The organism is Photobacterium japonica (genome assembly GCF_050337005.1).
GTDB classification, from domain to species: Bacteria; Pseudomonadota; Gammaproteobacteria; order Enterobacterales; family Vibrionaceae; genus Photobacterium; species Photobacterium japonica.
Genome location: NZ_JAKJSN010000022.1, coordinates 12620 through 36879 on the forward strand (window position 1 = coordinate 12620; position 24260 = coordinate 36879).

Sequence of the window (24260 nt, forward strand, 5' to 3'; positions counted from 1 at the left end):
TAAGACACTCCATGAAATTAGACGAAATCGCCAAACTCGCCGGTGTGTCCCGCACCACCGCCAGTTATGTCATTAACGGTAAAGCACAGCAGTACCGCATCAGTGAGAAAACCCAAGCCAAAGTCATGGCCGTGGTGAATGAACATAACTACCGTCCGGACCATGCCGCGACCTCTTTACGTGCCGGCAGCAGCCGCTCCTTTGGGTTGATCATTCCTGATCTGGAAAACAGCAGTTATGCGAAATTGGCCAAGTTATTAGAAAGCAATGTACGCAAAGCGGGCTATCAGTTGATCATCTCGTGTTCCGATGATGAGGCAGAGACGGAAATGAAAGTGGCAGAGACCCTACTCAGCCGCCGTATTGATGCGCTGATTGTGGCCAGTGCCTTACCGGCCGATAACGATTTCTACAAACGTATTCAAAAAAGCAAAGTCCCTGTCATTGCGATTGACCGAGCGATGGATGATGAGACGTTTGCCTCGGTGATCAGTGAAGATTTAGACGGGGCGTTTGATTTAACGACCAGTTTGCTAGAAAGCATCGCCAATACTCACACCAATACGGGCAGCAGCATTGGCTTGATTGGTGCGGTACCGGAACTGGGGGTATCCAAAGAACGTGAGCAAGGTTTTCTGTCAGCCATTCGCGCTCATGGCAAACAGCAGCTCGTAAAAGGCAATCAATCAGCAGAGCTCACTACCCTCACCGCTTATGGTACGTCTTTCAGCCAAGCCGAAGGTCAACGCTTGGTGCAACAGTGGATCGACAATAACACCCTGCCGGATGCGATTCTGGCAACCTCTTACACCTTGTTTGAGGGAATTTTGGATGGCTTGCTGGCGAACCCGGCATTGATGGCAAAAACCCGACTAGCCACTTTTGGTGACAATCGTCTGCTCGATTTCTTGCCGATCAAGATCCAGTCGCTACCGCAGCAATTTGAACTGATTGCCGATAACGCCCTGGAACTGACGTTGAATGCCGTTGCCGGACGTTATCGGACTGGAGTGGAAGTGGTCCCGCGTAAAATTAAGCGTCGTTAAGGCGCTTATACCGCTCGATGATTCTTGTTACCCCTGCTCTTTCAGCCAATGCTTCGCGGCAACTTTGCCCAGCGAGTACAAGCGTTTCGCTTGCTGGGTGAGATCAGCACTGGAATGATCCAGACGACGTCGATTCAACTGGGTGTTGATGCCCTCTTCAAATGAGCCCAATAAACTCTCACCCACTTCCGCCATATTATATGACGGCTGTTGATCGGGCATTGCCACGACAATGCCGTCATCGGGTTTAAGTTGCTCCATATTGAAATCAAACGCGGCTTTGATGATCTTGCCTTTGGCATCGGTCGGCCGCTCAAGATCGTACGGTGGCGCCCACTCGTTCACCGGCTGCAAGCGATCAACCTGATTCACCAGCATGATCACGCGGGGCTTTTTACGACTACGGTGTGCCGGTTGCAGGTAGAAATCGTCAAACTGCTGCTTCAACACCACATCTTGCTGACGGGCGGGTTGGTTGGCTTTCACCACCCAGAAAATCACATCACTTTGCGTCATTTGATCTAACAACAATGCCTGCGTCTTCGCATTGCCGTCAATGCCCGGTAAGTCGACCAAGTGGATCAAATCTACGCCTTCAACATAGCAACGGTGGATGACAATTTTATCAGTCGACGGGATCGCACTGACCTCGGCCACCATACTGCCGATAAACGCATTCACGAACGAAGACTTACCCGCACTCACTTGTCCCACCAGCGCAACGCGCAATGGTTCAATTTCTTCCGCCAATTGCGTTTCATCACGCTGTTTACCGGTACTTTCACCCAACTCGCCATCCGTCACCGTAAAGCGCCCGCTGTAGAGGTCTATTGCCACAGAAATCACCTCTTGCAATAGCACTTTTTTCAGCTTGTGCTGCACTTCGTCACTGACTTGATCAAACAAGGCACCGAAGATTTGACCACGTGCTTCCGCGATAATACCGGCAGGGGTAAACGCACGGAATAAGCGATAGGCATCATACATTTTCTTCGCTGCGCCCAGCTTTTCTTTATGGCGGTAACCTTGCTGCAAGGTCGAGATTTTTAAATGCTCAGCAAACGGTACATGGTTAAGCAGGAAATGGCGGTAACGCTGGCTCACGCGTTCCAGCATCAATAAAAATTCAGGGGCGGTAAAGGCCAATTCCTTCCCTTTGCTGTCTGCGCGGTAACGCCCTGCCACCTCCATGGCCAACGCCAAGCTGTGTTCACGCAATGCGGGCCAACTGTCATCTTCCGCCAGCAATGCCTGACTGCGTTGATTCAGACTCTCCCACACGTCACGATCAAATGCGCCCCATTCACCTGACGGTGCAACATCAAACTCCCCTTTCAGATCGTCCTCGGTCACGTCCGGTGCACTCGCCTGACGGCGTACCCAAAAGTAGCCACCCAACACCAATAACGAACTGCCAGCCACCAGCAAAGACAACATCAGCCAGTACCCATTTTGTACCACGCTGACAATCCCCAAGCCCGCCAACGCCAGCACCGGTAATACCAGTGCCATTAACAACAACGGGATCACCCCCGCTGAGGTGCGAGATAATAAACTGACGCTATTTTTTGTTCGCTTCATGACGCTTCTGGCTCTCTTTGACTTGCTTCAAGGCTTGCTCAAACACCGCTTTAAGGGCATCACTGCTGACAGGCTCCCCTTTGCTGATGTGGTACAAGTACTTACACGCGGCTCGACCAATGGCATAGGTCAAGCCAAAACTCATGGCGACAGCTAACGCACTGCCGACAGTTTGCCCGTAGACCGGTATAAATTTGGTTAACTGGCGCGCGCCTAACTGCACCACATAATTGGCGATAAAGCTGCCCCCCATCAAGCCTGCAAACTCAGTAAAGCGTTGACGGCTCCACACAACCCCATAATGACGACCAAGGCTGTGTAACATTTTCCCCTGAATGGCGGGCACCGACACCAACCCGACCGCCGGCAAGGCATCCGACGCCCCTGCACTACCGGCGTACCACATGATTTCACGCTGTAACTTAGCGAAGTTGCGCTGTTCTGCATCATGGTGCTGCTGTTCCCCTTGCAACAGATACAACACCGGCAAGAGTTCAGCCAGTTGTTGCTGCAAGCTTTCTACACCATAGGGAAGCGGCGTGGCATGCGAGGTGGCTGACTCATCCATCGCCTCGGCCGCCGAGGCCGTCCCGTTCGCCTGCTCGGCGTCAGTCACCAGAAAATCCACCGCCACCGCATTCACCGGGCTCCCCCAGACCTTATCAACCTGATCCTGGTTGTACCCGATGGCTTGCTTGCGCTGACTGGCATCAACCAGCGACAAACACGCGGTATGCACCAACAACAGGTTGTTAATGCGACCGTCTTTGCGAATTTTTGCCAACGCCGCTAACACATCATGCTGCGCAGGCTCTTCCGCTTTCATCACCACAATCAAGGCGTGGCTTTGTTGTTGGCAGGCCGTAATATCTTCAGTGGGATCGTAGTTGGCTTCCGATAATCCTCGGGTATCGAGAAAACGGAGAATCGGGTTATCTTCAGGGAATTGATACGACAAGGCGGTTTGCGTACAAGGCTGGAAACCATTGCCGATTTCAACGCTGTCATTGCCCGTCAGGGTTTCGATCAAGGTGGACTTGCCTGCGCCAGTTTTCCCGATTAACCATAACGTCGGTAATTGGGCTTCCCAGTGTTGATTGGCCGCAGACAAATCCGGATCTTCCGGTGGGTTGATATACTGATAAATGTTTTTGAAAAATTGCTGCATCGTCACTTCCATCGCGACTTCTTATGAAGGCATAGCAATGACGATACCATATACTTCCGTTACCTCAAGATGCTTAAAAGTTAACACCCGAAAAATAACGCATTACGCGCTATTCGCGGGTGCAACTGCGTCATGTCGCTGACCTATGTTTTCGGGCTCTCCGCCTCCGAATCATCAGCTCGACTCACGGCGGGCGCTTCTCCCATTTCTGTGCTGCTTTCTGGCATCTTCATCCAGGTGGTAAACAATTCATACCAAATGGCCAGCACTACCGCCCCCAGGAACAAACCGATGATCCCAGCGAGGATCATGCCACCAATGGCACCAATCAAAATCACTGGCATCGGAATATCGACGCCTCGCCCCATCAACATGGGTTTCAAAAAGTTATCCGACAGCCCTGCAACAATCACCCACACGGTGAAAATGGTCGCCGGGGTGGTATCCATATACGAGAACACATACAGGATCACAGGCAGCACAATCAGCAATGCCGGTAACTGGGCAATCGCCAAGAAGAACACAATCAAGGTAATTAATCCGGCAGCGGGAATCTTGAACACGAACATCGCCGCACCGACCAAAATGGACTGAATAAATGCGACCCCAACGACACCCAATAGCACACTGCGGATAGTCGCTGCTGTCAATGTGGCCCACGCTTCACCGTTTTTCCCTACAACGCGGATCGCAACACGTCTTACCCCTTCTGCCATGCTGTCTGAATGGGCCATAAAGCCCGCCGCAATCAGCAGGGAAATAATAAACATCACCACGGTGGCTAACCCACTGCCCAACACGCCCGCAAAGGCGCTGACTCCGGCTTTAATTTCCGGCATAAAGCGCGAAATTGCCTGTGCCATGTTATTGGCAAATAACGCCCACACTTCATACAGTTTGTCGCCCACCAGCGGAATGTCGGCCACTTTTTGTGTTGGCCCCGGTAACGTGATCGATTCTGCATCTTTCAATACATCTGTTGCAGCAACGATACCGTCATACAATGAGCCCATCACCAGCACCAAAGGTACAATCAAAATAGCCACTCCAAGCAAAGCCAGAATGGTGGCAGACAACCCCCGCTTGCCATTCAGCCGACGCTCCAGTTTAAGGGTCAGTGGCATCAAGGCCACCGCAATGATCGCCCCCCACAGTACGGGAATGATAAACGGCTTAATAATGCCGTACGTCCACACCACAAGGACAAACAACAGCCCAATCCGTATGGCCGACTCCACCATATTATTAATGAATATACTGCGCTTTTGATCTTCGACTTGTTTATCCATCATGCTTTTCCTGATTAGTTTGATTGCTTGGGCCGGTTTGACTGGCGCCCACTAAACTGGCGACCACAATCGCCATGTAAAACACGCCAGCAATGGCTTCTAAATAGACAATAACTTGAGCAAACGGGGTGATAGGGCTGATATCGCCATAGCCCAGCGTAGTTAAGGTGACAAAACTGAAGTAGGCGGCATTGGCGAAGGTTTCCCCCCACTCTTTTTTCTCTAAACCGGTAAACGCAGCAGGAGAAAACTCCAAAATGAGCAGATAGGACAATGCCCACATTAAGCCGAGTAAGAGGAACAACGCGAGGGAGCCGACGACCTTATTGTTATCAATCGATCCGGTAAACAAAATCTGTCGGGCGATGGATTTAAACGTGCCAAAGAAAAACACAAACATCAGCCCCAGCATCAACACATTGGTCTGCGTAAATCCAAAGGCACTTTTGGCGACGGCAAGGATCACCCAGGCCACCACCAGTGAGATCAGAAAACGGTACCAACCACTGTCGAACCGCAAACTGGCTAAGCACACCACAAAAGTGAGTAACGTCACCCACTGCGACAACATATCGACCCACCCAGAACGTACCACCTGTGACAATGATGAACTCAGGAGCAATAAAATCAGCGCCGATGTCAGGTAGAAAAAGTTATTTTTAGACGTGATTTTTTTCCCTACGTTTGTCGCCTTCTTGTCACTCATGCTGGGTTTCTCCTCGCGTTTTCTCATCGTCCGCCTGCACCATGATGGAAGCGGTCATACCAAACCGCAGGCTGATCCCTTCCGGTAATTGCAACAGGGTGATTTTGACCGGGATCCGCTGTGCTAAACGGATCCACTGAAAGACCGGGTTCACGTTCGGCAGCAAGTTGTACCCCACGGAGCCATCTTGCGGCGCGATCCCCCAACCTAAGGAATCCACCACGGCATCAATCGGTTGGTCGGGATAAGCCATCAAGGTCACTTTGGCTTCATTGCCAATATGAATGCTGGCCAGTTGGTTCTCGCGAAAATAGCCCGACACCCAGAAGCTGTTCACGTCCACTAACGCCAGCAAGGGTTGGTTCGCTACGGCTTGTGTACCGGTTTGGATATCAAGGTTAGAGACATAGCCATCAACCGTGGCATGCACTTGCGTAAATGACAGGCTCAACACCGCCGACAGCCGCTTTTGCTCCGCGACTTTGATTTGCACCAGCGACTCTTCATAGGCAATTTGGCGACGGGTCAGATCTTTACGTGATACTGCACCGCGATCTTTGGCCTGAATATCTAACAAGCGGTCATATTCGATTTTCTTGCCTCGCGCACTGATCCGTGACCGTTCCAATGACGACTCGGCTTGTGCCAACGCCACTTCAAAGGTGGTGGGATCGATTTCAAACAACAGCTCGCCCTTACGGACAAATTGGTTATCCACCACCGCCACCAGCACCACAGGGCCTGACACTCGCGGGGCCACTTTGACGATATTGGCCCGCACTTGGCCGTTACGCGTCCACGGGTTATCAAAATAGGCTTGGTATTTCCCATAGCCCCAATACAGTGCCGCCCCAATGATCACGACGTTTATCAGTATCACGAGCAGTTTTTTTATGGCTTTCATCGTTACCTCTTCCCCTCGCCTCATCCCTTCCACGCGACCGCTAAAACGGCAGCCAAAATGTATCTATCGCCACCACATACAGCACGGTAATGGCCAAAAATGTAGTCGATGGAAACATAATCAAACGCGATAAACGGGTCTTATTCAGCACAATCACTGTCACCCATGCGGCAATCACTGCCACGATTAACACCTGCAATAACGGAGAGTAATAGATGTCTCCCCATGCCAATTCATGCGGCACGGCAGTCACCGGTATTATTGACATCACATCGCTCATGACCCACCTCCCGCCGGAAAGGCTGGCGTGGATGTACTCTGAGGAGCGGACGAATGAACCGGTGCGCCGGGGTAACGCTGCTGGCTAGGATCAATCGGCTCGCCAAACGGTGACGTGGCCGGCGGCACCGCATCAGGCGTCAATGCGGGTAACACGGCATCATCCAATAACTCCCCCCAATCGGTGCGATCCTGCAATTGCTGTTGGGTATCAGGGCGAATAAAGGCACGACCGGTTTCCGCCTCCCACCCGCCGCCGAGCGATTTGTACAGCGCCACCACTTGATTCGCCACATTGCCTTTCACAATGGCGTAGGCATCTTCACTGCGGGTCATTTTTTCGAGTGAACTGAGCAAGCGCTCAAAGTTGATCTGGCCATTTTCGTATTGCGTCAGTGACAAGTTATACGCCCGCACCGACGCATCCACGGAATTAAACGCCAGTGTTTTTTGTGTCTGATTCAATTGGTATGACGACAAGGCCGTACTCACTTCTTGCACTGCCAGCAACACTTGTTTGTTGTAATTGGTCAGGGTTTCCTGAAAGCGAGCATCTTGAATGCGTATATTGTTTTCTATCCGGCCATATTGAAAAATATTCCACGAAAACGTTGGCCCCAGCGACAGATTCAGCGCATCACTGAACGAGAAATCATTGCCCGCCTGTACCGTGCTGTTCACGCCAATGGCACCAAACAACGAAAACTGCGGGTACAAATCCGCTTTTGCGATGCCAATTTGTGCACTTTGGGCTTGAGCCTGTAACTCGGCCAATTGCAGATCCGGGCGGCGCAGAACTAACCCAGCATCTATCTGAGGAGATAATTTCGGTGTGGCGGGGATCAAAGAAAACTGCTCGTAATCGGTGGATAAGCGGCGGTTGCGTTCCGTCTGGTATTTGTTGTCGAATGCCTTAATCTTAGCGTCGATTTGCGCCCCTTGCAGCAACCCTTGTACCTGTTCTGGCAACATGCCCAACAACACCGCCAGCGCATTACGTGACTGCATCATGCCGATCTGTAAACTGGGCAAAGCCGACTGGGTGTTGTAGAGCTGCGTTTTAGCTTGCTGCACATCCAACTCAGTCACATCACCTGAGTCATACTGCACTTGTGTGATCCGTACTACGCGCTTTTGAATATCAATGTTGCGCTGCGATAGCAGTATCCGTTCTTGAAACGTGCGGTAATTGATGTAGTTACGCACCACTTCCGCTGAGATCGTCACAAGAATGTCGTGATAAGACGCGATAGAGGCATAGAGCGAGGCATCCGCAGATTCTATGCCGCGGGCATAACGCCCCCATACATCCAGTTCCCACGCCGCATCAAAACTGACCGTGGCATTATCAAAGGTATTTTCGTTTTGGTAGATTTTTGCCACGCTGCCTGACAGCGCCTGCCGTTGCGGATACTGAAACGAATCCGCCACTCCCACGGCGGCACGGGCTTGTAAAATACGTAACCCTGCCGCTTCTATATCCAAATTTTGCTGGCTCGCCGTGTACACCAATTGGTTCAGTGTTGGGTCATTAAATTGTTGCCACCAGCGGGTGGTTTTCATTCGGCTTTGTTGCGTGTCATGCGTGTCCCACGTCGCGGGCAAAATGGGTGCCGCCACGCCGGAGAAATCCGGCCCCAAGACGGTACAACCGGGCATGATCATCAGTGAAAGCAGCAAAATACCTGCGTGTCGTGTGCGCCCCACATTTCCCCCTAAAATGCCTTCATCGAGAAAGCCAACCACTGCACGGCATCACTTGCTTGTTTACAGCGCAGTAAAGATTCAAAAATGTTTTTCTTTAAGTTTAGGAAAATATAAAAATCCGCAATGTCTGAATGTGAATACGAGTCCCATTCCAACGACGTAAAATACGCATTAAGACGGGTTTCTAATTGCTGATAATCCTGTGCAAGCAGCACATCGTCGTGTTCGTTCGTGTTGCCCTTCGCATCTGCCATGTCCTTCGTGGCGTTATGCGCCGTCGGCAACACCAGCAATGCAGTGATCAACTGTGGGATCACCGTGTCTTTATGCTGCTGACGGGCACGGCGCACTAACGGACTTTCCGCCAAGCGATCACTGGCTTTCAGCAACATGGTGATATGGTGATGGCACCGTTCGCACTCGCTGACAAAGGCCGCTAACGTATCCGCCTCAACTTCACGGTAGAAACCATGATTGATTTTGCTGTTCCACACTTTCATTTTAGTAAGCGCGACTTTCATGGTGGCCATGCGCCATGCCGACACCCAACGATCCCAGCGACTGAGTGTTGGCGTTTGATGCAGCAAAATCAGCCGATAGGCATGGCGGAGAAACCGCTCCCGAAACACCATCACCAAATCAGCAGGCCGTGAAGTGAAAGGAAAATAATGCGACACCACCACGACCATAACAGTGAGATAAAACAGGCTGACAATGGTTAACGTAATGCCGAAGTGATACACCATTTGGTTATTCAGCCCTAAGGTAAACATCCCTAGCAGGAAGAAAATGGTGATGGGCCCTTTCAGGAAATAAAACGCCACAAAGGTATAGATAAAAATAAAGCAGGCTAACTCCGCCCCCAGCGTTAACTGTGGCAACAGGAACACATAAGCCGGCACGGAAAAGAAAAAGCCCAAGGTGAAAAGGATGAACAGCGCAAAGGGATGGACCGGCATGTATGACAGCAACGACACAAACAGGGTACCGAAAATCACCAAATTATAACCACCCGGCGGATTAGCTATGATCCAGAACCACCCAGTCAGCCAATAAATCACAAACACCTTGATCGCAGTTTTGGCGTTTTCTGCATCCCACCAATTAAAATTGGGCGACGCTTTCAAGGCAGGCAAGGTAAACCCGACAAAGCCCGTCACGGAATCAATGCTGCTAATGCAACTGTGTAATTGGCTCAGTTTTTCGCGCAACTGCCTGAGCAAGTACCCGTTGGTGATGGCTTCGCCACGATACAGATGCCCTGCTTTCTCCAGCCGCGCCTTGTCGTACGCTATTTTATCGAAGGCTTCTGGCGGTGAAGCGGCGTGGGTATCCCATGCGGCCGGTAATTGCTCAAACAAGGTCATCACTTGCGTATGTACGCGTTCAAAATCCACTAAATAATCCGCCGGATGGCCACTAGAGCGGGCGTGATCTTTCGCGGCGAACAACAAAATATCCGTGATTTGCTGAAATAACCGTACAGCCCCGTCCCACTCTTTTTTGTACGCAGAAATGGCACTGCACTCCCCATTCAGGGTGTGATAGCGAGCATCAAAAGCGTTTTGAGCGGCAAAGACTTGCTGACTGAGGATTTCTGTTTTATTGGCTTCTGCCGGATAACGTGGCAGCGCACTGATATGCGCGAATAAGGCTTGTTGCGCCTGACTGAGCGTGGTGGCCAATTGATGCAGGTTTTGCTCTACCCGCGGCGGGAATACGTAAATCCCCACCAAGGTGTACACCACCACACCAAAAATGGTCATGAAAGTACGGTCAATCCCGTAGAGAAACGCCCCTTGGGCATCGCCGCCGTTGTACATCATCAGCACCATCACGCCAGTCAACATGAACAGGGTCGGATCATTGAGGTAGGCGGTACGAATATAAAACACCACCACAATCACCAACGATACACTGAGCATATACAGCAAGCGATCTTGTGCGAACATCCCCACCAGCAACAGGCCAATGATGCCACCAGCAATGGTACCGAGCACCCGCAATGTCCCTTTGGCTAACGATTCTCGCCGGCTGCCGGTCGAGGCAATCAGCATCACAGTCGTGGCGGCGGTGGAAGGTTGACTCCAACCCATCGCCATGGGAATAAGAAAGGCCAGTGTCAGACTAATAGCGACGCGAAAAGCAAACTTGAAGGTGTCATTCAAGCAAAACGGCACTAACCACGTTTGTGGCTGTAATAGGCGCACGCCATCGTCTACAACGGGCGAATCCGCAGAAGCAGAGGTTGCTTTCCCCTTTGACTTAGACACAGACGCTGTCGCCACCTCGCCTCCTTCATTGCCATAGTGCTCAGACAAGCACAATGTGTTAAGCCTAGAAGACGCCGCCACTACTCGATGACTTTTTTGTGGGACTTTTTTGAATGACGATAAGAATAAAAAGGAAAAAGGGAGGGAAAAACGTGAGAAAAACACAATAAAAAACCCTGAGCGCAAACTCAGGGTTTAAGAGGCGAACGTTCGCGCCACGGTATAAGAAACGGGCCAGATGTTAACGAATAAACCGGGCTAAAATTGAATTAAAGAATACGGGATTGCACGGCTTGAATGGCGTTCAGCATCAGCTTCACCGCCGGCAACATACGACTTTCATCAATATCAAAATCACCGTTGTGGTGACCGGCCGTTAAATCGGAGCCGATCAAACAGTAAATCGCCTTACCGCCTTTGGCCTGTACACGATCCACCAGATAACCCGCATCTTCACTGGCACCGAAATCTTTTTCGGTAAGCACTTCCGTAAAACCACTGTCAGGGCCAAGTTGTGCCAGCAAGTTAACCAACTCCGCGTCGTTCACTAACCCGATGGCTTCCCCTTGCGGGCTAATATCGACTTGCACGCCGTGCATCATGGCGGCGGCTTGCGCAATCATTTCGACCTGCTGGTACATGTAGGAATTCAACTCACGGTTTTCACCCCGAGTTTCACCCATCAATACCGCATTGGCCGGAATCACGTTTCGGCCGTCACCCGCGTGCATTTGCCCCACGTTAATACGGGTCATACCATCACGGTGACGGGGAATCGCCAACATTTGGTTCACCGCCGTACACGCGGCCGCTAACGCATTTTGCCCCGCATTAGGTTCAATACCCGCGTGCGCAGGCTTGCCAGTAAAGTGAATATCAAATTTGGAACTGCACAAAAAGTGCTGCGGATCACACACCAAAGTACCGCTAGGCACGTTCATGCCGATATGGGCGGCAAAGAAGTAATCCACATCATCCAACCACCCGCTTTGCGCAATGGCCTTACCGGCTCGACACCCTTCTTCGGCAGGCTGGAATAACAGTTTGATGGTACCCGTCAGTAATTCTCGGTTCTCCGCCAACACTTCAGCAATGCCTAATCCCATCGCGGCATGGGCATCATGGCCACAGGCATGCGCCACACCCGGCGACAACGAGGCAAAGCCCAAAAAGCGCGGACGGTGCATGTCGTTCTGGCTTTCCATCACTTCCACCGCATCAATATCAAAACGCAGTGCAACCACCGGCCCCGGTTTACCAGTGTGTAAGGTCGCGCCAATCCCTGTTACGCCCTCCATTTGTGCCAGATAATGCGTGGATGCGCCCCAACTCATTGCACGCTCTTGCGCTTTTGCCACCCGCTCTTCTTCGCGCCCCATGATCGCATTACGATCAATGATGTCGCGGCTGAAATGCAAGGTATACCCCATCACTTCAAGATGGCTGGCAATACGACTAGTGGTGAAAAACTCCTGCCACGCCGCTTCCGGATAACGGTGAAACTCACGACGGTGCGTCATTAACCGTTGGGTTAACAGCGATTCATCAATTTGAAAATGCTTTAACACGTCTACTTCCTACACTCTTTTTATGAGGCGCCAAGCACTAATAGCCCGTTAGCTCCATAAATCCCTGTCCTGTATGGCTACCGGTAATGCGAATTGGGCCTTCCCAATATGAAAACACAAACGGCAACCATTGTTCCTTGCGTACAACATCCACTTTTAGTTTTATCTGGTGGGATGGCACTTCTATATACCAGCTCAATGGGTAATTCTTGCCGTTGTGGGTAGTAAATGAAACAGGCGACAATCGGATTTGTTCCGACAACAACGGCTCGGTACGCCCATCAGGCCAGCTACGCGAACCAAAGTAATACGGTCGCTTATTTTTTTCCCTGATCTGATACAGCATCAGCGCGCTGCCATCATCAAGCCGCATGGAAAACCAATCCCACCCCAACTGCGTTGATGATAAGCCCTTACTGCTCCATTCACGATCATACCAACCGTCGCCGGTGACATGATACGTTTTCCCGTCTAACTCCAGACGCCCTTTTACTTTTAAGAAAGGCGCGCTGTAGTAATACGAAGCGATATCTAACGTCGGGTGCTTTTTACTGTACCCGTCGTCACCTTGTAAAATGTATGACCCGTTTTGTTGTACGGCCAATTTGGCTTTTACGCCGTCATCATCAAACGACAGCACACCCGGAAACGGATTATCGCCGTAAGAACGCCAGTACCAATTGTCCATCCATGCGCGAAACGGGTGACCAATGACCCCCGCTTGGCCCACGCCACCTCGGGCAAAACGTTCAAACGCCCACGTTTTTTTCTCGCCAGTGACCACCACATGCGCCATATAACGCTGCGGGCTTTGCCACCCCTTACCGGTACGGTTGGCAGAGGCATGGCGGAATAGCGTCCACTGCACACCAAAGACTTCCCCGCTCTCGGCTTTCAAATTCGAGGTGAAATACCACCATTCATTGCGAAAATCCGGATGCGGTAAATGGTCTTGCGGAAACGTAAACGTGCGCCCCGGTTCAACCGGCGTGAACGTGTCTGTTTCTTCGTCCATCATCACAGACACAGAACGATCCACCGGTGGCGCTGGTTGATCACAACCCGCCAGTAATACCAATACCGTAACGTAGAAACAGGCCAGTCCTTTATGACGTAAAGTTCGCATTAGAACGCCTCTCGCAATGACAAAATCGCCGAACGCTTAACTAAGCGCCATACCGGCCACGCGCCCGCCGCCAATAGCACCGCCAACGCAGAGCCCAACGACACAAAATAATCCACCGGGAAATATTCAACCGGCATGGTCCAACCAAAAGAGTATTTCAACACCACATCAATCAATAACTGGGCCAGTACAAGCCCGAGTGGCAACGCCATCAACGCCGTCATCAAACCAATCAATAACAACTGTCCACCGCCCAGTAAGGCCAACTCTCGCCCCGTCATGCCCATGCAACGCAGTAAAGCAAACTGCCGTTGACGCGACATTTCACCGGCCAAGGTGGCAAAGAACAGCCCGCACACCGCCACAAACAAGGTTAACTTGCCCAAGGTCGCGGTGACGATAAAGGTGCGATCAAACACCTTCATGGCTTGCTGCATTAACTCGGTGTTATTCCGCACCCGCTCTGGCGGTAAACGGAACGCATCACCCAATTTTTGCATCATGCTCATGGTATCTACCCCATCTGCGAGATGGATAGCCAGTGCCACTTGCCCTTTATGCGGCCAAATCGCCTGCCAGCGTTTCTGCGATAAGATGATCTGACCATGCGGGTTACCGTAGTCGTAATACACCCCGGCGATGTGCCATTTCTTGTTCATCGGCGGCGGTAAATCCACCACTTGTCCCGGTTTCCACCCTTGTTTAAGGGCTAATGATTCACTCACCAAAATCGAACGACCGTGGTGCAGTTTCTGCCAGTATTCCGGCACCGACACTTTGATCGCCATCGCTTGTTTTTCATCGCCCGTGCCGCCGACACTCACAACCTGCAATTTGCCGACTTGGGTCGCTAATGTTTTGCTCCATTGCCACCACACCTGCTCAACCTCGTCCTGCTTTTCCAGCCAGTTCGACATCCGTGGTGCCATGTTAATGGACGGACGCACATAAATATCTGCCGCTAAACGCTGATCCAGCCACGTTTCGGTGGTGTTTCGGAAACTACCCACCATGGTTTCCATACCGATATTGGACGCCAATGCCAGCATGAAAGCCATCGCGGCCACGCCACGGTAACTCAGGCTTGCAGCAGCATCTGAGAAGAACCAGCGCAAACGGGCAGATTTCACCACGTTGCCCAGCAAGCGGAAAAATTGCAGTAACACAAACGGCATCACCAAAGCAGTGGCAATCAGAATACAAGCAATCAACACGAAGCCTTCTTCCTGCCCATGGGGCAACTGGTACACCGCCAATGCCACCCCCAAGAAGATGCAGGAGAACAAGGCTTGCAGCGCAAACTCACGGCCGCTAAATCGCACCAGCGACATATGGGTAGCCAAACGCGCCGGTGGGGTTTTGATCAAACGCAGCAACGGCCAACCACACGCCAACAAGCTGCCGATAATGGCCACCAGCAAAGACGCTACACCCCACTCCCAATGCCATTCCACCGCTAAGCTAATATTCGCGCCGTACAAGTCATTCAGGGTTTCAGCCACGGATGGCAAGAGACGTTCCGCCAACAACAAGCCAAGGATATTGCCGCCGATTAACCCCAGTACGATCCATCCCATCAGCTCCATCATCAGCACGCCGGCCAACTGGAAAGACGACACCCCCGCTTGGCGCATTAAGCCGACCAAGGGTTGGCGCTGACTGAACGATAACGACATCGCCTGATAGAAAATGAACAGGCCGACCACAAACGCCAACATGCCCATGGCAAACAAGTTTAAATGGAACGCATTGGTCAGCGGCTCTAAGCCCGCCACTTCTTGCTGTTCCAATTTCAGCGCCATCGGCAATTGCGCGGTAAGTCGACGTTGTTCGTCCGCCGTGAGATCACTGCATAAAATCGCGGTTAAGCCAGAGCCCGGTTGCAGCGAACGCAACAATGAGAGATCAGCAACCATACGAGGGCCACTGATCCGCTCTTCAGACACCACTTTCAACGGGCCAATTTGCTTGCCGTTTTCCAGCGTGAGGTGTTGGCCGTCTTGCAGCTTCATGTAGTTCGCTAACTGCTCACCCACCAATAACGGATACGGCGGCTGCATCAACGACAGCATTTGCGCTTGCGTGCCCCCACTCACCGTTGGCTGCTGTTTGAACATGGAATACAACGCAATAGGATCGACCCCGACGATTTCGACGTCACGACCATCATTGGTTTGCACGCGCAGTTGATCAAGCGGTACACATTGGTCAAACCCGACCCGGCGCAGTTGGATATAGAAGCCTTGCGGCACTTTTAAGGAAGGCTGTACGTGACGGATGCGATACGGAAAAGGATTAGAGAAAAGTTGTTCGCCATCACGGTAACTTTCACGGGCTTGTTGGTTCACCCCAAGCACACCCACCAGCAGAGCAATACCTAAGGTCAAACCGAACCAGACCAAGACAATTTGAAGTGGGTGACGCTTATAATGCCCCCAAAGCGCCTTAGCGACGGGGTTTAACATGCAGTTGTCCTCCTTGCAGACGAATACACCCGCTCATGTGTTCCGCCACTTGATGACTGTGTGTCACCAGCAGCAAGGTACAATCAAGCTGTTTAGTCAGGCTAACCAACAAACGGATCACCGCCGCAGCGTTACGCTCATCGAGGCTACCGGTCGGTTCATCGGCAAGTAAAATTTGGGGTTCCATGTACAAAGCACGGGCAATCGCCGCACGTTGTTGCTGTCCACCGGACATTTCTTCCGGATAACGACTCAGCAATGGCATCAGATCCAACGCGGCGATAATTTGTCGCCACAACGCGGGTTTTTCAGGTAGCCCTTTTAACTGACGGCAAAAACGGATGTTATCCGCCGTGGTCAGCGTAGGCAGTAAGTTGAATTGCTGGAAAACAAGGCCAATGTTATTACGACGAAAGGCAGTACGTTCACGTTCAGAGATGGCATGTATTGGCTTATCCCCCAACCACACTTCCCCTGAATCGGCGACATCCAACCCGGCAATTAAATTCAGTAGTGTACTCTTTCCCGAGCCACTCTCCCCCATTAACGCAAGTTGTTCACCCTGTTTGAGGTCTAATTCTGCACCTTGCAACACCGAATGGTATTCGTCACCATCCATATAGCCTTTGCAAAGCTCGACCAGTCGTAACATTATTGTCCCCGGCAGTAGGAAAGTTGAGTGCTGTGGAATTTACAGGAAAGCGGTATCTCTATAAAGCACTTTAAAACCCTGACGCAGAAAAACAGTCAAGTCACCACAAAACTATTACAATCCCTTACATCACACTCACAATCGTAAGAAAATCAATACGTTTAGTTACAGATTATTGTAATTTTTCGCTTGTTTATTCCGTCATAACTTGCTTGTTAATATACCCCAAAGACACGTTCTATTCTCCTTTAGATCCACCGTTTCTCTCGTCCATTACGCAACCGTCGTGTTGAAAGTTTACTCTGCCGTTTCACGTTGTGACACGCCCCCTGCAGAAATATCCACTACAGTGTTATATAACAGTATGTTGTGGAATCGCCATGAATGGCAACGCGGTGCATGGGGAAACGGCATACGCGATAATAACAGGGAGTGAACAATGGCAAAAACGGTCTTAGTGGTTGGCGCGTCAGGGTATGTGGGATCGCATTTGGTGCCGGAACTGGCCAATGCGGGTTACACAGTAAAAGCCACCGGACGTAATCTAAACCTGCTTAAAAAACGTGGCTGGGAAGCAACTGGCAACGTCACCCTGCACCACCTTGACCTGAATGCACCGGATAACCTCGATGATTTGCTTGCTGATGTCGACAGCGTGTTTTTTCTTGTTCACGGCATGAACCATGGCCATGACTTCATTGATATTGAACTCGATGCCGCGCGTCATTTTTCCAATGCATTGAAAAACAGCACGGCGAAACACGTTATTTATCTGGGCGCCTTGCAGCCCGCCGAAGGCCATTCCGACCATTTATCTGCCCGTAAAGCCACCGGAGACATTCTGCGTGAAAGCGGCATTCCCACCACGGAGTTACGCGCGGGGATCATTGTCGGCCCCGGCTCTGCCGCGTTTGAAGTCATGCGTGATTTTGTCTACCACCTGCCAGTTCTGCTAACGCCGAAATGGGTGACATCCCGTAACTCGCCCATTGCGCTGCGTAATGTCATTCATTATTTGCTTACGCTGATCACCTTGCCGCCACAAGCCAATCGAATTATGGATATGGCCGGCCCCGAAAACCTGTCTTACCAAGACCAACTGCGTAAACTGGGAAAATTGGCTGGTAAGAAAGTGCGCATTGTACCGTTGTCGTTCCTGACCCCGTCATTTGCGACGATCTGGCTGCGGTTTATCACCTCAGTTCCCACGAACATTGCCAGCGCCCTGATTGGCGGACTACGGTTTGATCTGCCTGCTGATGGCCATGATTTACAAACCTTGATCCCCCAAAAACTGCTCTCTTACGATGAGGCGATTCAACATTCTTTAAGCCATGAATCGGAAGTCGTCAGAAACGAAATTTGGGGCTTTGATCCCGATGCCCTCGCCCGTTGGCAAAGTGGCTATGGTTACTACCCCAAACAAGCCGGTTATACCCTGAAAACCGATGCCACCTGTGAGCAATTATGGCGCCAAGTGCAATTAGTCGGAGGCAAAGAAGGCTATTTCTATGCCAATTTCCTCTGGCGTATCCGTGAATGGATGGATGCCGCCATTGGCGGTGATGCCCTGCACCGTTACCGCCGCGATCCTGATACCTTACAACTGGGTGATAAAGTGGATTCATGGAAGGTCATCAACCTTGAAGCTAACCGTTTCCTTTCCCTGCTGTTTGGCATGAAAGCCCCGGGGTTAGGCCGATTGGAATTCACCATTGAAGACAAAGGCGATCACCGTGAAGTCGATATTCGTGCATGGTGGCACCCGGCGGGATTTTCTGGCCTGCTCTACTGGTTTGCCATGATGCCTGCCCACCTGTTTATTTTCCGTGGTATGACCCATGCGTTGGTCAAACGCTGTAAAGCCAAAGCGCAAGAAGGGAAGACGGAGACGGTTTAATACGGCTTAAAGGGGCGAGTTTCGAGGGGCGAGGAAGAGCTGTCCTGTGGTCCTGTGGTCCTGTGGTCCTGTGGTCCTGTGGTCCTGTGGTCCTGTGGTCCTGTGGTCCTGTGGTGAGAAAACGAGGGTTAGCTCCATATGTCAACACGTCAGTGAATCACGCCAAACTTACAACGCAATTTGACGTCAATCACATAGCACTAGGTCGCGAAAAACAACGTTATGGACATCATTTACTTTGAAGCATTGATAATTGCGAGCTACGTATCTGAGTGACCATCATGGGTGTATATAATCGCACAGTGTTTTGAGGCTTAGAATGAAGAAAGTCAATATGTTGCCCTATGTGGAATTAGCAATTTAAAATCAGAGACATAGTTCTAGGTATTTGTATGTCTACATTGGTATAATTTGTTGCATACATAATTTTATTTTTTGGTTTGGAAATGAATTCATTTGTTAAGTTAAGTTTCTTATCTACAGCCATTATCCTTTCAGGCTGCCAAGCGACAAGTCAAGGACAGACATCTCTTTATGAGAGATATCAAAACCAATCTAACAACAAAGCCTATTCAATAGGCACTAATGGAAAAGCTGGAGCAGCATGGAATGCAGGTTCAATCTCAGAGGCCATAGATTTAGCTAACGAAACATGCAGAAAAGACGGTGGTCAAAATTGTAATGTAACAGAGATCAATGGTCGACCAGCCATCAACTTTGATTTAAAAAATCAAAATACAACTAATCTTAATGCACCAAAAGCAGTTGATGCCATCAGCAAACAAACCAGAAAACCATTGTTACTACCTGGGGCTTATGGTGTACAGCCAATGACTTTTACTGAAATCGAAAATAACAACTGTAAAATCATCAATACTAACGCCATAAAAACAAAGCCAGAAAATCTTGAAGTAGAACTTTCTAATGTCGCTTATATGATGAGCGGGAATCGTTACCACATTACAAAAATAATCAATGCTAGTGATGATGATTCCATTTCGGTGATTGCTGATATATATCGCTGTAATCAAAGAACGTTAGCATCAAACTAGAATGTAACGACACAAAAAAAGCGGGTATAAGCCCGCTTTTTCAATACCGCTTCATGACCGTGATAACGGCCGTCCTTCCCTTATTCAACAGGGGTCTCTGACAGGCACTTACTGGCGTTATTCGGGTAAACCACGTACTCACCGTGATACTTCACGATCGATTTATCAGAAGTTGTAACGCACACCTGCTGTAAAGCCTTGCACAGAATACTTCACATCATCGAAATCTGCTGTGCGGTAACGGTAGCCAATGCCAACATCAACGTTGTTGAACATGTAACCCACCTCGACACCCGCTTGGTAGGTGAATTTAGAATCCGAACCTGATTGGCCAAGCACTTTGGCTTCGCCGTTCATTGTGCCAGCACCAAAAATGAAAGCACTGTAAAGATTGTTATCTGGCGCGGTAAATTTTGGACGGAAGTTAACGTAATACGCATCCCCATCCACACTCAGGCCTTCCGCTGAACCAGAAAATTTCGCTTGGCCAAAGTTTTGATATTCCAGCTCCAAACCTAAATCAACGCTTGGCGCCATTGTGAAACTGTAACCGCCGTAAACGTTAAAACCTAAATCATTTGTCTCATCAATGGAGCCCGCTTCTTTTAATTCGGTTTTATTGCCAAGTGCTAAATCAGCACCGCCATAAAAGTGATCGCCAGCGAAGGCACAGTTGCTGAAAAGAAGGGATACAAGAAGGAGCTTTTTCATTTTTGAAACCACATGTACTGCAAAAGCGCACATAGTAAGGCGTTAACGCGCACTTAATTGTGATATTGATCACGTTTTACATATGAGGTTTCAGGCAATACATCACCATCACGTCTACTTTGATAGACACAGCTAAACGGTGAAGACACAAAAAAAGCGGGCATCAGCCCGCTTTTTCATTGGAATCCATCTCTCCCCTGCCCTTATTCGGCTGGGGTCTCTGGCAAGTGCTTACCGGCGTTATTCGGGTAGACAATATACTCACCGTGATATTTCACGATAGATTTATAGTCAGTCACTTTGTACAGCAGCATACCCTGCTTGTACGCCTCTGCCAGTAATTGCTTCACATCACCACGGATGAACAGTGACAAAGGCTTCACCAACTCACCGTCTTCGGCAAACGCCAATTTGGCTTTCGCGGCACATACCACCAGCGATCCTTGACCATCAGTATGGTGCGTCACCTTACGGTCCACTTCATATTCCGTGGCAACGATCCAGTCAGCTTGCGTTAGCGAGTCATACAAGGCATCGAACTGTGCACGCGTCACAGGGTTAGCCTGCTCACCGTCACGCGGAATACCCGCATACACGCGCTGAATATCGATAAACTGCTGCTTAAGCTGCGCATGTTTACCCATGCTGCGTGATTGCTTCTGCCAGCTCACCAACGTCTCCACCACACAGGTGTTATAACGTTGCTGTTTAATCGCTTTAGTCACCCACGCACTGAAGAAGTGCGTTTCGCTGATTGGGTTTTTAGGCGTTTTGCCCATTGCTTGTGAGTCCGCAAGGTCTTGTAGACCGTCCGACACCACTTTATAAATTTCTTGATAAAACGTAGCCATGTGTTTCCTTAAGCATTACGCGATAACGACCAGTAAAATCCCGCCGACAATATTGCACAGGCAGCCATAGACAGCGCCATCGGCCACACGGTGGCATCCGGCATCATCGCCACCAAACCACCAATCACGGTACCCGTACCAAAGCGCATGGTGCCAGCCAGTGACGACGCCGTACCTGCCATGTGGGGATACTTGCCCAGCAAGCACGCCATGGTATTACTACCGATAATCGAAATCGTACCAACAAATAGCATGACAGGGATAACTACCCCCCACAAGCCTAGGTTAAGCAGTTGACCGCAAACCAAGCCGAGACCGGCGATTAACTGCACACTCAGGCCAAATCTTAGCATCCAATGTGAGCCTTTCTTTTTCACTAGACGACCGTTAATGCTGGTCATCACGATCAAGCACACCACGTTCAAGCCAAAGAGTAGACCGAAGTATTGCGTGCTGACGTGGTAAAGGTCGATGTAGACGAAAGCACCTACGGTTAAGAAGGTGAACATGCCAGCAAACGAGAAACCGCTGCAGAAAATTAAACCCACCGCTTGTTTGGTGGTCAGCATTTTTGCGTAGTTACGCAGTGTCGACCCTAAATGGAACGGTAACCGCTTTTCAACGGGCAACGTTTCAGGGATTTTGACACCCACTGCGACAATAATGAGCAAGGCAAAACCTGCCAACACCCAGAAAATCGAACGCCAGCCAAACCAGACCGCTAAATAGCCCCCCAACATGGGCGCAATCAGCGGGGCGACGGTCATGACAAGGGTAATAAACGACATCATCCGCGCGAATTCTTCGCGCTCGAACATGTCTCTCACCAACGCCTGAATGATCACGGCCGCAGCGGCACCGGCAAAGCCTTGTGCGGCACGTACCCACGTCAATTCTACAATGCCTTGTGACGTTGCACTGAACATCGCCGCAATCGCAAAGGCAAAAATACCGATCAACAAAATCGGTTTACGCCCATAACTGTCCGCTAACGGGCCATGCAATAACTGACCAATGGCAAAGCCGGCGGTATACGCGGTTAACGTGGTTTGCACCAGGCTGGGCGACACCGCAAGATCACGCGCGATGGTTGGCATCGCGGGAAGGTACATATCAATGGCAAGCGGTGTTAAGGCGCCAATCGCACCTAAAATCAAAATAAATGGCAGACTCAACGAAGGGCTGTCTTTTGTTGTCATAGGGACTCTGCTAGTGAGAAAAGTGTCAGATTAGAGGGTATTGTACGATGATTAGGCTGAATAGACTCTTTCTTGGCAAGAAATACTGTCGGTTTTACGGATAATTAGAAACAAAAAAGGAGGGTTTCCCCTCCTTTCCACTTCATCATGGCGTAAACCACGATAAATACTTACTGGTTATGGCATGAATGCAGCAATTTCTTCTGCTGTTAGCTGACGGTATTCACCCGGCGCTAACGCTTCATCTAACTCAATAGGACCAATGTGTGCGCGGTGCAAGCCCACAACACGGTTGCCCACAGAAGCAAACATACGCTTCACTTGGTGATACTTGCCTTCTGAAATGGTGATCACCGCTTCGCGTTCACTCACAATTTCCAGCTTAGCAGGACGCGTTAGGTCATCTTCCCCACGCAACTGCACCCCTTCAGCAAACAGCTGAATGGTCTCTTCTGGAAGCGGATCGGCTAATTCAACAAAGTATACCTTCTCACAGTGATGGCGAGGAGAGGTGATACGGTGTGACCATTGACCATCATCCGTTAACAATACTAAACCTGTTGTATCGCCATCCAAACGACCGGCAACGTGCAGCTTTTCAGGGCTCACGATATCCAGTAGAACAAACACGGTCGGGTTATGATCATCCACATGTGAACACACGAAACCTTGCGGCTTATTCAGCATGAAATAACGCGGGCCTTCAAAACGTAGAGGACGACCGTCAAATTCAACGTCGCAGTCATCGGTCACTTTCAGCGCAATGCTTTTTGTGATTTCGCCATTAACTTCAATACGTTTTTCTTTCAAGACTTTCGCCGCTTCTCTGCGGGTGATGCCGAGTGTGGTACACAGGAATTTATCAAGCCTCATTACTGGCTCCAGAGGGTACTAAAACGCCTATGATACAACTTATCTGGCTACTTCACATTACCATTGTCGGTTTTGAACTAAAATTGAAGCACGTAAATAAGTCCGGCGAGGTATGTGCATTGATGCAATGTGCCCGCCATACGATTGACCCGAAAGTTCCGTGCATTTTTTCAGAATTTAACTAACCTCAAACTCTCGAACATTTTTTGAAGATTACCACCTCAAACAATGGACGGAACACAGGTTGATTTCGTATAAAAAGACAATCTCCTTACCTGTCAGTAAGGATGCCTAACTGCAAAGGTCTCATTATGAATATCTCACTTGTTGCGCCAAGTCTCTCCTCCATGGATATGTTGCTCAAACTGGTTGAAGAACTGTTTGAGTATGAAGTGCTTCCGCAAAAAAAAGAGCAGACACAACAGGCGATCCATCAATTACTCAGCAACCCAGAGCTTGGCCAAGCCTGGCTGATTGAAATCGAAGACGGTGGCGAGAAAGTCATCGCCGGGCATATCATTATCAGCTACAGCTTTAGCCTTGAACACGGTGGCCGTATTGGCCTTATCGATCAATTCTATCTGAAGTCCGACTGGCGACAGCAAGGTATCGGTACCGATCTGCTGCCACAAATTGAGCAACACCTAACAGCGGCTGGCGTGAACGCCCTGTCGCTTGAAGTGAATATTGGTAACCGTGGTGCGAGAAATTTCTATGAAAAGCATGACTTTGTCCCACGCCGTCAATTCTGCATGATGACAAAAGTGCTTCATCCTGAAGAAGTACCACTGACCATTGCCTCGTAATTACACACATATAACACGCAACTGATTCACGACGCGCGGCCCTAGATTCTCAGAACAGTCCTCGCACTGCATACAACGTCGGTATACAAGCTCTATATATCCGT

20 protein-coding genes and 1 pseudogene are annotated in these 24260 nt (G+C 50.1%); 4 read left to right on the plus strand and 17 right to left on the minus strand.

Going from position 1 to position 24260, the window contains the following annotated elements:
- The first annotated feature begins 11 nt into the window (after positions 1 to 11).
- On the plus strand, positions 12 to 1046 hold the full coding sequence (gene cra / locus L4C36_RS09865) for a catabolite repressor/activator (protein ID WP_428477634.1): 1035 nt from the start codon (positions 12 to 14) through the stop codon (positions 1044 to 1046).
- Between the two features lie 27 nt (positions 1047 to 1073).
- On the opposite strand, the gene L4C36_RS09870 is transcribed toward cra, so the two are convergent.
- The 12 genes and pseudogenes from L4C36_RS09870 to L4C36_RS09925 form a co-directional block, all read right to left on the minus strand.
- Positions 1074 to 2627, minus strand: coding sequence for a GTPase family protein (locus tag L4C36_RS09870; RefSeq protein ID WP_428477635.1), 1554 nt, complete (start codon positions 2625 to 2627; stop codon positions 1074 to 1076).
- Entirely contained in the window at positions 2608 to 3795 is a 1188-nt protein-coding gene (locus L4C36_RS09875; protein WP_428477636.1) for a YcjF family protein, read from the minus strand. Before L4C36_RS09875 ends, L4C36_RS09870 begins: the two co-directional genes overlap by 20 nt.
- Before the next feature lie 143 nt (positions 3796 to 3938).
- Positions 3939 to 5084, minus strand: a complete 1146-nt coding sequence (locus tag L4C36_RS09880) for an AI-2E family transporter (protein WP_428477701.1) — start codon at positions 5082 to 5084, stop codon at positions 3939 to 3941.
- Entirely contained in the window at positions 5077 to 5790 is a 714-nt protein-coding gene (locus L4C36_RS09885; RefSeq protein WP_428477637.1) for a potassium channel family protein, read from the minus strand. Before L4C36_RS09885 ends, L4C36_RS09880 begins: the two co-directional genes overlap by 8 nt.
- Entirely contained in the window at positions 5783 to 6685 is a 903-nt protein-coding gene (locus L4C36_RS09890; protein ID WP_428477702.1) for an HlyD family secretion protein, read from the minus strand. The genes L4C36_RS09885 and L4C36_RS09890 overlap by 8 nt, the downstream gene beginning before the upstream one ends.
- Before the next feature lie 49 nt (positions 6686 to 6734).
- A complete protein-coding gene (locus L4C36_RS09895) occupies positions 6735 to 6938 on the minus strand; it encodes a DUF1656 domain-containing protein (RefSeq protein ID WP_428477703.1) in 204 nt (67 codons plus the stop codon).
- A gap of 32 nt (positions 6939 to 6970) precedes the next feature.
- Positions 6971 to 8638 (minus strand): TolC family protein, encoded by a 1668-nt coding sequence (locus tag L4C36_RS09900; protein WP_428477704.1) that lies wholly within the window; start codon positions 8636 to 8638, stop codon positions 6971 to 6973.
- A 50-nt stretch (positions 8639 to 8688) separates the two neighbouring features.
- Positions 8689 to 10848, minus strand: coding sequence for an FUSC family protein (locus tag L4C36_RS09905; protein WP_428477705.1), 2160 nt, complete (start codon positions 10846 to 10848; stop codon positions 8689 to 8691).
- Positions 10849 to 11222: 374 nt separating this feature from the next.
- Positions 11223 to 12521, minus strand: coding sequence for an amidohydrolase (locus L4C36_RS09910; RefSeq protein WP_428477638.1), 1299 nt, complete (start codon positions 12519 to 12521; stop codon positions 11223 to 11225).
- A 100-nt stretch (positions 12522 to 12621) separates the two neighbouring features.
- Positions 12622 to 13647 (minus strand): annotated as a pseudogene (locus tag L4C36_RS09915) (lipocalin-like domain-containing protein); the annotation flags it as partial.
- Positions 13647 to 16112, minus strand: coding sequence for an ABC transporter permease (locus tag L4C36_RS09920; protein WP_428477639.1), 2466 nt, complete (start codon positions 16110 to 16112; stop codon positions 13647 to 13649). The gene L4C36_RS09920 and the pseudogene L4C36_RS09915, both read right to left, overlap by 1 nt.
- Positions 16093 to 16764: an ABC transporter ATP-binding protein gene (locus L4C36_RS09925; RefSeq protein WP_428477640.1), complete on the minus strand. Its 672-nt coding sequence runs from the start codon at positions 16762 to 16764 to the stop codon at positions 16093 to 16095. Before L4C36_RS09925 ends, L4C36_RS09920 begins: the two co-directional genes overlap by 20 nt.
- A gap of 439 nt (positions 16765 to 17203) precedes the next feature.
- Here L4C36_RS09925 and L4C36_RS09930 point away from each other — a divergent pair, with 439 nt between their 5' ends.
- Together L4C36_RS09930 and L4C36_RS09935 are read left to right on the plus strand one after the other, a co-directional pair.
- Positions 17204 to 18664, plus strand: a complete 1461-nt coding sequence (locus tag L4C36_RS09930) for a DUF2867 domain-containing protein (RefSeq protein WP_428477641.1) — start codon at positions 17204 to 17206, stop codon at positions 18662 to 18664.
- Positions 18665 to 19110: 446 nt separating this feature from the next.
- Positions 19111 to 19716: a hypothetical protein gene (locus L4C36_RS09935; RefSeq protein WP_428477642.1), complete on the plus strand. Its 606-nt coding sequence runs from the start codon at positions 19111 to 19113 to the stop codon at positions 19714 to 19716.
- An 80-nt stretch (positions 19717 to 19796) separates the two neighbouring features.
- Here L4C36_RS09935 and L4C36_RS09940 read toward each other — a convergent pair whose 3' ends face one another.
- From L4C36_RS09940 to rsuA, 5 genes are all read right to left on the minus strand, one after another.
- Positions 19797 to 19901: a DUF2913 family protein gene (locus tag L4C36_RS09940; RefSeq protein WP_428477643.1), complete on the minus strand. Its 105-nt coding sequence runs from the start codon at positions 19899 to 19901 to the stop codon at positions 19797 to 19799.
- On the minus strand, positions 19882 to 20427 hold the full coding sequence (locus L4C36_RS09945) for an outer membrane protein (protein WP_428477644.1): 546 nt from the start codon (positions 20425 to 20427) through the stop codon (positions 19882 to 19884). The genes L4C36_RS09940 and L4C36_RS09945 overlap by 20 nt, the downstream gene beginning before the upstream one ends.
- 203 nt (positions 20428 to 20630) lie before the next feature.
- Entirely contained in the window at positions 20631 to 21278 is a 648-nt protein-coding gene (locus L4C36_RS09950; protein WP_428477645.1) for a DUF2913 family protein, read from the minus strand.
- An 8-nt stretch (positions 21279 to 21286) separates the two neighbouring features.
- The gene (locus L4C36_RS09955) at positions 21287 to 22477 is read right to left on the minus strand and encodes a Bcr/CflA family multidrug efflux MFS transporter (RefSeq protein ID WP_428477646.1); all 1191 of its coding nucleotides are present in this window, start codon (positions 22475 to 22477) and stop codon (positions 21287 to 21289) included.
- Positions 22478 to 22654: 177 nt separating this feature from the next.
- The gene (rsuA, locus tag L4C36_RS09960; RefSeq protein ID WP_428477647.1) at positions 22655 to 23350 is read right to left on the minus strand and encodes a 16S rRNA pseudouridine(516) synthase RsuA; all 696 of its coding nucleotides are present in this window, start codon (positions 23348 to 23350) and stop codon (positions 22655 to 22657) included.
- Between the two features lie 311 nt (positions 23351 to 23661).
- On the opposite strand from rsuA, the gene L4C36_RS09965 reads away from it, so the two are divergent.
- Entirely contained in the window at positions 23662 to 24156 is a 495-nt protein-coding gene (locus tag L4C36_RS09965) for a GNAT family N-acetyltransferase (RefSeq protein WP_428477648.1), read from the plus strand.
- Positions 24157 to 24260 lie beyond the last annotated feature (104 nt).

What these genes read in the sequence shown, in the direction of transcription:
- cra (WP_428477634.1), top strand. Translation starts at nt 12, where the DNA reads ATGAAATTAGACGAAATCGCCAAACTCGCCGGTGTGTCCCGCACCACC.
- L4C36_RS09870 (WP_428477635.1), bottom strand. Translation starts at nt 2,627, where the DNA reads ATGAAGCGAACAAAAAATAGCGTCAGTTTATTATCTCGCACCTCAGCG.
- L4C36_RS09875 (WP_428477636.1), bottom strand. Translation starts at nt 3,795, where the DNA reads ATGCAGCAATTTTTCAAAAACATTTATCAGTATATCAACCCACCGGAA.
- L4C36_RS09880 (WP_428477701.1), bottom strand. Translation starts at nt 5,084, where the DNA reads ATGGATAAACAAGTCGAAGATCAAAAGCGCAGTATATTCATTAATAAT.
- L4C36_RS09885 (WP_428477637.1), bottom strand. Translation starts at nt 5,790, where the DNA reads ATGAGTGACAAGAAGGCGACAAACGTAGGGAAAAAAATCACGTCTAAA.
- L4C36_RS09900 (WP_428477704.1), bottom strand. Translation starts at nt 8,638, where the DNA reads ATGATCATGCCCGGTTGTACCGTCTTGGGGCCGGATTTCTCCGGCGTG.
- L4C36_RS09920 (WP_428477639.1), bottom strand. Translation starts at nt 16,112, where the DNA reads ATGTTAAACCCCGTCGCTAAGGCGCTTTGGGGGCATTATAAGCGTCAC.
- L4C36_RS09925 (WP_428477640.1), bottom strand. Translation starts at nt 16,764, where the DNA reads ATGTTACGACTGGTCGAGCTTTGCAAAGGCTATATGGATGGTGACGAA.
- L4C36_RS09930 (WP_428477641.1), top strand. Translation starts at nt 17,204, where the DNA reads ATGGCAAAAACGGTCTTAGTGGTTGGCGCGTCAGGGTATGTGGGATCG.
- L4C36_RS09935 (WP_428477642.1), top strand. Translation starts at nt 19,111, where the DNA reads ATGAATTCATTTGTTAAGTTAAGTTTCTTATCTACAGCCATTATCCTT.
- L4C36_RS09945 (WP_428477644.1), bottom strand. Translation starts at nt 20,427, where the DNA reads ATGAAAAAGCTCCTTCTTGTATCCCTTCTTTTCAGCAACTGTGCCTTC.
- L4C36_RS09950 (WP_428477645.1), bottom strand. Translation starts at nt 21,278, where the DNA reads ATGGCTACGTTTTATCAAGAAATTTATAAAGTGGTGTCGGACGGTCTA.
- L4C36_RS09955 (WP_428477646.1), bottom strand. Translation starts at nt 22,477, where the DNA reads ATGACAACAAAAGACAGCCCTTCGTTGAGTCTGCCATTTATTTTGATT.
- rsuA (WP_428477647.1), bottom strand. Translation starts at nt 23,350, where the DNA reads ATGAGGCTTGATAAATTCCTGTGTACCACACTCGGCATCACCCGCAGA.
- L4C36_RS09965 (WP_428477648.1), top strand. Translation starts at nt 23,662, where the DNA reads ATGAATATCTCACTTGTTGCGCCAAGTCTCTCCTCCATGGATATGTTG.